Below are 6,073 nucleotides of genomic sequence, written 5' to 3' on the forward strand. Positions count from 1 at the left end.
CGGCGATCCGCTCGGCCCCCTCGATCGGCCTCGCCATGGCGGCGACGACGCCTCCGCCGTCCCCGACCGCGACCGCGTCGGGGGCGAGGACGGCGACGAACGCGCCGATGTCCTTCGCCTCCCACGCCCGCTTGAGCTCCCGCACGACGCGGGTGTGCTGCGCCGTGGGGGCCGCCGGGGTGCGCGCCGCGTCCAGGCGGCGGCGGGCCGACACCGCGAGCTGGCGGCACGCCGCCGGCGTCCGGCCGACGATGCCGGCGACCTCGGCGAACGGGTAGCGGAACACGTCGTGCAGGACGAACGCCACCCGCTCGGCCGGGGTCATCGACTCCAGGACGACCAGGAACGCCATGTTGATCGACTCGTCCAGGGTGACGCGGTCGGCCGGGTCGGCGCCCTCGCCCGGCCCGCCGTCGATCCGCCCGGGCACCGGCTCGGGCAGCCACTCGCCCACGTAGCTCTCGCGCCGGGCCCGCGCGGACCCGAGCATGTCGAGGCAGACCCGCCCGGCGACCCGGGTCAGCCAGGCGGCGGGGTTCTCGATGGCGTCCTGCCGGTCGCGCGGCAGGGCGTACCAGCGGGTGTAGGTCTCCTGGACGACGTCCTCGGCGTCCGCGAGGGAGCCGAGCAGCCGGTAGGCGAGGCTGATCAGGTGCCGGCGCTCGCTCATGATCGCGTTCAGCGCCGCGTCCGGGCCGCGCCGCCCGTCCTCGGCGCCGCGTTCGCTTGCCGCGCCGTGGCCGTCCGGGACGTTCCCGGTGGTCGTCGCCTCGCCCGTCCTCGTCGTGTCGCCGGTCTCCATGCCGCTGCGTCCCCCTCGTGTCCGGTCCTCAGCGGTACGACGAGACGGGCCGCCGGTTTGTGACGTTCCGGCCCACCTCACAAACCGGGACGTCGAGCCGTCGTACCGCTGAACGACCACACCATCCACCCTCGGCGGAAGAGAACGCGACACCATGAACACTCTGATCGGGCTCCGGGAACTGGCCGGCGACTACGTCCTCGACGCCGGGCGCTGCCGGTTCGGCTTCGTCGCGCGGCACACCATCGGCGGCAAGGTGCACGGCCGGTTCGAGGAGTGCGAGGGCGAGGCGCGGCTGGACGACGGCGACCCGGCGGGTTCCCGCGTCCGGGTGGCGCTCCGCGCCGACAGCCTGCGGACCGGGAACGGGCAGCGCGACACCCTGGTGCGGCGCATGCTGCTCAGGACGGACGAGCACCCGGCCGTCACGTTCGCCTCCACGCGGGTGCAGGTCCTGGACGACTCCGCGTTCCGGGTCACCGGCGACCTGGCCCTCCGGGGCACGACCAGGCCGATCACCATGGACTTCCGGGTCACCGGCGCCACCCCGGACGGCGCCGTGACGGCCGTCGGCGGCACCGACCTCGTCGTCACCGACTGGGGGGTGAAGACCGCGCTGACCAGAGCGTTCGTGAGCGCGAAGGTGCGGCTCGACATCGAGGTCACCGCCGTCCGCCGCTGAGTCGGTCAGAACCGTCCATACCCCCACTTGTAGGGTGATCTCATGAGCACCATGCCGTCGCTGGACGGCCGCCGTTTCCGGGCCGTCGCCGACACGGTCGGCGGGGAGGTCGGTCCCCGGACCGAGTTCGCCTACCACGAGAGCGACGGCGAGATCTGGGCGGAGTACGCGGGCGGGACGGTCCGCCGCGGGTTCCTGGTGGGCGTGCGCGACGGGGACGAGATCGAGTTCCGGTACGCCCAGCTCAACACGGCGGGCGAGACGTCCACCGGGCACTGCGTCTCGGTGCTGCGGTCCCTGCCGGACGGACGGCTCCGTCTTGAGGAGACCTGGGAGTGGGAGTCGCGTCCCGGCTCTGGCACCAGCGCCGTCGAAGAGGTCCGCTGACGCGTCAGTGAGCTGCGCTCACGCCGCGGGGAACGCGCTGACGCGTCGGGAAGTCGCGCTGACGCGTCGGGAAATCGCGCTGACGCGTCGGGAAATCGCGCTGACGCGTCGGGGCGGCGGGCCGTCCCGACGCGGGGGCCGACCGGGCCTCAGGACGGCCCCTCCTGCAGTTCCTGCGTCGCGTCGCGGTACGCGGCGGCGACACGGGTGAACATCTCCAGCATCATCGCCGCCTGCTCCGGGCCGAAGTGCTCGGCCACCCTTCCCAGGTGCCGTTCGGACAGGGCCGCGGCGGCGTAGTACTTCGCCATGCCCTCGGCGACCGGCTCGACGATGACCGCGCGCCGGTCCTGGGCGCTGCGCGTCCGGCGGACGTAGCCGCCGCGCTCCAGCCGGTCCACCAGGCGGGTCGCCGACGCCGACGGCAGGTCGAGTCCGGCCGACAGGGCCCCGACCGGGAGCGGCCCGCGCATCTCCATGAGGATCAGCGCGGCCACGTCCGCCATCTGCAGACCGAGCCGGTCGGCGACCGCCTGGTTGTGCAGCATGAACGAGATCACGAACTCGCGGTACAGGTCCGCCGGCGAAGAACTCTGGGCCACATGGCCAGTCTACTCCCGAACGATGTATCTTCGAATCGGAGATACTCCGATGGGAGAAGAAATGGACGTCATCGTGATCGGCGCCGGAGTGGGCGGGCTCGCCGCCGCCCGGCGGCTGCTGGCGGACGGGCACACCGTGCGGGTGTTCGAGAAGGCCCCCGGGCGCCGGACGGGAGGCGCGGCGCTCACCATCTTCGGCAACGGCGCGGCGGTGCTGAGCGACCTCGGCATCGACCTGGACGGCGTCGGCGGGCGCATCGACCGGATCGACGCGCGCACCGCGGACGGCAGGCTGCGCACCACCATGGACCTCGCCCACGCGGCGGACGCCTACGGCTTCCCCACCCGGTCGATCTCCCGGCGGCAGATCGTGGACCTGCTGTCCGGCGGGCTCCCGGACGGCCTGGTCCGCTACGGCACCGGCTGCGCCCGCGTCACCCAGGACGCCGGGTCGGCCACCGCCGTCTTCGAGGACGGCTCCACCGCGACCGGGGACGTGGTCGTCGGCGCGGACGGCGTCAACTCGGTCGTCCGGCGGCAGCTCTGGGGCGAGGGGACCGTCCGGCCCGCGTCGTTCGGCACCTGGCAGGGGCTCAGCCCGATCGACATCGACATCACCGACACGACCCTGCACTACATGATCACCGGTAAGGAGGGCGCCTGCGGGCTCATCCCGGCCGGGCCGGGCCTGCTCCAGTGGTGGTTCGACGTGCGGTGGAAGCCGGCCGACCCGCGCCCGGACGACCCGGTGGAGATGCTGCGCCGGCGTTTCGGCCACTGGGCCTACCCGGTGCCCGAGATCCTCGCCGCCGCGACCGCGGACGACCTGGACTTCTTCGGGCACCGCTGGAACAAGGTCCGCCGCGTGTGGGGCGAGGGCCGCGTCACGCTGCTCGGCGACTCCGCGCACACCATGCCGCCCACCCTCGGCCAGGGCGCGAACCAGACCTTCGAGGACGCCTGGGTGCTCGGCCGTGAACTGGCCGACGCACCGCTCGGGGACGGCCGGAGCGTCCCCGAGCGGCTGCGCGCGTACGAGCGGGCCCGCTACCCGCACGTGAACCTGGTCTCGCAGATGGCCAAGCGCAACCCGGCGAACTGGCGGATCCCGCCGGCCCTCGGCAAGCGCATCTCCGAGACGGCCCAGACCAAGCTGCTCGCCCGGTTCAGCAACCGGCTGACCGAAGGACCGCTGCCGACCGGCGAGCCCGCCCCGCCGGCGGCGACGAACGCCTAGCCGCTCAGAGCGGCAGGACGGACGAGGGGGCGGGCACCGCGAACGGCTCGGCGGCGGGTGTCAGCCGTCCGGACGCGGGATCGCGGTGGAAGACGGTCACCGTGTCGGAGCGCTGGTTGGCGCAGAACAGCAGGCGGCCGTCCGGGCTGAGGGCGATGTCGCGCGGCCAGACGCCGCCACAGGACACGACCTCGACCGGTTCGAGGACCGCCCCGCCGCCGGTGACGGCGTGGACGGCGATGGTGTCGTCGCCCCGGTCGGTGCTGTACACCTGCGCGCCGTCCGGGGCGATCCGGAGGCCGGCCGAGAAGTTGGCGGCGGGGTCCGCGGCGTCGCGGCGGGTGGGGAGTTCCGCGCCCGGTTCGAGGCGTCCGGACTCCGCGTCCCAGGCGCAGACGATGAGCGTGCAGGACAGCTCGTTGACGAGGTAGGCGTGCCGCCCGGACGGGTGGAAGACCAGGTGGCGCGGGCCCCGGCCGTCCGGGACGCGCGCGGTGCCGTGCGGTTCCAGGCGTCCCTTGGCGGGGTCGAACGCGTAGACGTGCACGCGGTCCGCGCCGAGGTCGGTGCACAGGACGAAGCGCCCGTCCGGGGAGATCGCGGCCATGTGCGCGTGCGAGCCGGGCAGGTGCTCCACCGCCTGGACCGGCCCGGACGCGGTGATCCGCCCGTCCGCGCCGGTCGGCAGCACCGACAGCACGCCGTCGCCGTAGTTGGAGACGAACACGTAGGGCGCGCCGGGGTGGACGGCGACGTGGCACGGCAGCCCTCCCCCGCTCGCCGCCTCCGCGACCGGCTCCCCCAGGTCGAGGCCGTCGCGGAGCGGGACGGAGGCGACGCGTCCGGCGACCTCCTCTTCGAGGACGGCGTGCAGCATGCCGTGGCGCGGGTCGAACGCCACGTACGACGGCTCGGTGAGCGGCAGCGCGCACTCGGCGGTGATCGCGCCGGACGCGTCGTACCGGGCGCTGCGCAGGGCCACGCCGGGGACGGGCCCGGACCCGCCGATGATCAGCCGGCCGGGGGCCTGGGGGGTGTGGGTCACGGTTCCGTCCTGTTCCCTGCGGTGAGTGCCTCGGTCAGACGATCAAGGTAGGCGCGGACCGGCCCGAAGGTCAGCATCCCGCTCGCGGCGCCGGCGAGTTCCCCGGCGGCGGGCTCCAGCTCGTCGCGCAGCCGGCGCATCGCGGCCCGGTCGTCCAGGCGGAGCGCGGTCTCGGCGTGCAGGCAGCACCGCGCCTCGAACAGCAGGTCGCGGGGCGAGGGCGGGATGTCGCGGGCGGCGCGTCCGGCCTCGTCGCGGCGGCCCTGGGCGAGGAGCAGCAGCGGCCGGGCCCACGGTTCGTAGGGGCCCCAGTCCAGGTCGCCGAGGTCGGCGATGCCGGTGCCGCCGGTTCTGAGGCGGAGGCCGAGCAGGGCGAGCGGGAGGAGCCCGTGCTCGACGCCGCGCATGCCGGTGCCGTCCAGGCGGGCGGCGGCGCGCCGGTAGGCGTTCTCGGCGTCCGGCGACCCGGCTTCGGCCAGGCGCAGCGCGCGGTACCAGTCGGTGAAGACGCCGGCGAGCGGGAGGTCGTAGCGTTCGGCGTGCGCGTCGGCGGCGTCCGCGTGCCGGTCGGCGGCGGCGAGGTCGGCGAGCGCGGCCGACGACTGGACGAGGATGAGGCGCGCGAGGACCTCGTACGGCACGAGCCCGTGCTCGCGCGCGAGCTCCAGCAGTTCGGCGGCGATGTCCGCGCGCTCGGGGGCCAGGCCCGCGCGCTGGAAGGTCTGCAGGTAGCGGGCGTTGAGCGCGAACGCCAGCAGCGGCGGGTCGGCGGCGGCGCGGGCCAGGCGCTCGGCCTCGCGGGCGGCCTCGTCGCCGCGTCCGCCGGGGTCGGCGCGCAGTTCCATGGCGATGGTCGCCAGCAGGCGGGCGCGTTCGGCCGGGTGCTCGCCGGGCGGCAGCGCCGCCAGCAGCCGTCCGGCGGTCGCGGCCGTCCGCGCGGCGAGCCCGGGGTCGTCGGCGGCGGTCCAGTTGGCGGGCAGGTCGAACGCGCCCAGCACGCGCGCGGCGAGCAGCGGATCGGCCGGTTCCTCCGCGGCCTGGAGCGCGATCGCGCGCTGCCGCCGGGCGCCCGCGAGGTCGCCGGTGAGCGCCAGCGCCCGCCCGAGCCCCATCCGCATCTCCAGCACCTCCCGCGCCTCCACCCCCCCCGCAGGCTCCACCCCCTCCGCGAGGTCCAAGCCGTCCGCGCGGTCCAAGTCGCCCAGGCGGTCCAAGCCCTCCGCGCGGTCCAAGCCCTCCGCGCGGTCCGAGCCCTCCGCGCGGTCCGAGCCCTCCGCGCGGTCCGAGCCTTCCCCGCGGTCCGTGCCTTCCCCGCGGC

Annotated in this window: 6 protein-coding genes and 1 pseudogene; 3 read left to right on the forward strand and 4 right to left on the reverse strand. The window is 75.2% G+C overall.

All coding sequences use genetic code 11. The features are described 5' to 3' along the window. Positions 1 to 802: sigma-70 family RNA polymerase sigma factor (locus AB0J52_RS23485; protein ID WP_500184153.1), on the reverse strand; the 802-nt coding region annotated here is incomplete at its 3' end. A gap of 154 nt (positions 803 to 956) precedes the next feature. On the opposite strand from AB0J52_RS23485, the gene AB0J52_RS23490 reads away from it, so the two are divergent. Beyond that, a complete protein-coding gene (locus AB0J52_RS23490) occupies positions 957 to 1,484 on the forward strand; it encodes a YceI family protein (RefSeq protein WP_500184155.1) in 528 nt (175 codons plus the stop codon). A gap of 42 nt (positions 1,485 to 1,526) precedes the next feature. Then, on the forward strand, positions 1,527 to 1,871 hold the full coding sequence (locus AB0J52_RS23495; RefSeq protein ID WP_500184156.1) for an avidin-fold protein: 345 nt from the start codon (positions 1,527 to 1,529) through the stop codon (positions 1,869 to 1,871). A 149-nt stretch (positions 1,872 to 2,020) separates the two neighbouring features. On the opposite strand, the gene AB0J52_RS23500 is transcribed toward AB0J52_RS23495, so the two are convergent. Next, positions 2,021 to 2,473, reverse strand: a complete 453-nt coding sequence (locus AB0J52_RS23500; RefSeq protein ID WP_500184158.1) for a MarR family winged helix-turn-helix transcriptional regulator — start codon at positions 2,471 to 2,473, stop codon at positions 2,021 to 2,023. Positions 2,474 to 2,534: 61 nt separating this feature from the next. On the opposite strand from AB0J52_RS23500, the gene AB0J52_RS23505 reads away from it, so the two are divergent. After that, positions 2,535 to 3,710 (forward strand): FAD-dependent monooxygenase, encoded by a 1,176-nt coding sequence (locus AB0J52_RS23505; protein ID WP_500184159.1) that lies wholly within the window; start codon positions 2,535 to 2,537, stop codon positions 3,708 to 3,710. Between the two features lie 4 nt (positions 3,711 to 3,714). On the opposite strand, the gene AB0J52_RS23510 is transcribed toward AB0J52_RS23505, so the two are convergent. Together AB0J52_RS23510 and AB0J52_RS23515 are read right to left on the reverse strand one after the other, a co-directional pair. Then, positions 3,715 to 4,755, reverse strand: a complete 1,041-nt coding sequence (locus AB0J52_RS23510; protein ID WP_500184161.1) for a lactonase family protein — start codon at positions 4,753 to 4,755, stop codon at positions 3,715 to 3,717. Continuing rightward, positions 4,752 to 6,073, reverse strand: a pseudogene (locus tag AB0J52_RS23515) (SARP family transcriptional regulator); the annotation flags it as partial. The pseudogene AB0J52_RS23515 and the gene AB0J52_RS23510, both read right to left, overlap by 4 nt.

The organism is Spirillospora sp. NPDC049652 (assembly GCF_040675125.1).
In the GTDB taxonomy this organism is placed as follows: Bacteria; Actinomycetota; Actinomycetes; order Streptosporangiales; family Streptosporangiaceae; genus Spirillospora.